The 1685-nt window shown below is 53.0% G+C and carries 2 protein-coding genes; both read right to left on the bottom strand.

Annotated features, from left to right (window positions below; genetic code table 11):
- Nucleotides 1-141: 141 nt before the first annotated feature.
- Nucleotides 142-1431, bottom strand: coding sequence for a glutamine-hydrolyzing GMP synthase (guaA, locus tag BLP63_RS16635; protein WP_092593594.1), 1290 nt, complete (start codon nucleotides 1429-1431; stop codon nucleotides 142-144).
- A gap of 18 nt (nucleotides 1432-1449) precedes the next feature.
- Nucleotides 1450-1685, bottom strand: a 236-nt coding sequence (locus tag BLP63_RS17000; protein WP_207646500.1) for a hypothetical protein, incomplete at its 5' end; no start/stop codon positions are given.

Below are 1685 nucleotides of genomic sequence, written 5' to 3' on the forward strand. Positions count from 1 at the left end.
AATAAGCAAAATTATTGAAAGTCAGTAATTCCAATTGGCGTAAAAAAAGAGTTGCTGTGAAACTAAATGTTATAGTTTCGCAACAACTCCTTTTTCTGTCCTACGGACAGAAAAAGGCAGGGTCCAAAGGACCCTGCCAGGCTATTCCCACTCTATCGTCCCCGCCGGTTTTGGCGTCAAATCATACAGGACTCGGTTCACACCCGCCACCTCATGAGTTATACGGTGGGTGATGATCTCAAGCACCTCATACGGCACACGCTCCACCGTCGCCGTCATGGCATCCACGGTATTCACCGCGCGAAGCACCACCGGCCACTCAAAGCTGCGCTTATGATCCCGCACGCCCACCGACTTGACGTCCGGCACCACCGTAAAGTACTGCCACACCTTGCCTTCCAGGCCCGCCTTCGCAAATTCCTCACGCAAAATCGCATCTGACTCACGCACGGCTTCAAGGCGATCCCGAGTTATCGCCCCAATACAGCGCACCCCCAGACCCGGTCCAGGAAACGGCTGTCTGAATACCATGCTCCGCGGCAGTCCAAGAGCCAAGCCGCACTCGCGCACTTCATCCTTAAAGAGCATCTTCAGCGGCTCTACCAGCTCAAAATCCAGGTCCTCCGGAAGGCCGCCCACATTGTGGTGGCTCTTGACAGCCTTGACGGTCTTAGTGCCGGATTCTATGATGTCCGGATAAATGGTGCCCTGAGCCAGGAACTTCACGTCCTTAAGACTACGCGCCTCATCCTCAAACACCCGGATGAATTCCGCGCCTATGATCATGCGTTTTTTCTCTGGATCCGCCACGCCCGCCAGCTTATCCAGGAAGCGATCCACCGCGTCCACGTAAATCAGGTTGGCGCCCATTTCCTCACGGAAAACATGAACGACTTCTTCCGGTTCGCCCTTGCGAAGCAGGCCATGGTTGACGTGAACACAGGTCAGCTGCGGACCAATGGCTTTAATGAGCAGCGCCGCCACAACTGAAGAATCCACACCGCCGGAAAGCGCCAGCAGCACTTTCCCGTCGCCCACCTGAGCGCGAAGCTGTGCTACCTGCTCGGCAATAAAGTTGTCCATGTTCCAGTTGGCCTCGGCTTTACAGGTGTTAAATACAAAGGACTGCAGCTTGTCAATCCGGGCTTCCTCTTCCTGAGGCCACGGCGCGCTGCCCTCGTGATCCACGGACAGAACCGGTACGCCAGCGTTTAAAAGCGCCTCAGATGCACGGATCTGAACGCCGTCCACCACCCGGTTTTCGCCGCCGTTCAAAATGATCCCCTTGATGTTTGTGATCTTTGACAGTTCCTCCCGGGTCATGTCGTGAGCGTGAATCTCCGTGAAGACCCCAAGCTCCCGGATCTCTCTTGCTATGTAGGTATTTCGCGTGCTCCCCATATCAATGATCAAAATTTTGTCCTGTTCCATGGGTTCCCTCCTCATGTCTTATTGGCATAATTTTACCATATCTTGACCCTTCAGGATACAAGACGGGCAAACCGGCTGGAAAAAACGTTGCCTGTGAGGGATTTTGGGGGGAGAAAAAAGACCATCGGCAGAAGTCTTTAAAGCTTTTAAAAGCTCAAAACCTTTGAAGTGCCCCCCGTCAAGTAGACAGTACAAAAAACAAAAGCATTTGATGCCGCTAACCCTTTTATGGTTGGCGGTATTTTTTATGCTGC

Origin of the sequence: Acidaminobacter hydrogenoformans DSM 2784 (assembly GCF_900103005.1) — a bacterium.
In the GTDB taxonomy this organism is placed as follows: Bacteria; Bacillota; Clostridia; order Peptostreptococcales; family Acidaminobacteraceae; genus Acidaminobacter; species Acidaminobacter hydrogenoformans.